Raw genomic sequence first — 263 nt, 5'->3', positions numbered from 1 at the left:
TGATGGATTTTCTGAAATCCACCACAGGCCGGTACAGGTATATTTGTTCGGGAGCGACAAACATCTTCATGCTTGTACCGCCCTGACAATGGCTGCAAGTCGATTAACTTCGATGTCGTGAGTTAAATGTAATTTTACATCGCCAACTTCAAGCGTTAATGGGATTGATGGCATTACGCTTTGTTGGCGTATGGTTGTTACTTGCATAAACTGGCTTTCGGTTTGGGTCAGCTTACCTTGGAATTTCAACGTGCTCTTACGCG

General features: G+C 44.5%; 1 protein-coding gene. It reads right to left on the bottom strand.

Features of this window, described 5'->3' with window-relative positions; translation table 11 throughout:
- Nucleotides 1–66 precede the first annotated feature (66 nt).
- On the bottom strand, nt 67–263 hold a 197-nt coding region (locus DS2_RS20665), incomplete at its 5' end, for a hypothetical protein (RefSeq protein WP_035016761.1).

It is taken from the genome of Catenovulum agarivorans DS-2 (genome assembly GCF_000568405.1).
Lineage (GTDB): Bacteria > Pseudomonadota > Gammaproteobacteria > Enterobacterales > Alteromonadaceae > Catenovulum > Catenovulum agarivorans_A.
This window is presented reverse-complemented; position numbering and strand designations above follow the sequence as displayed.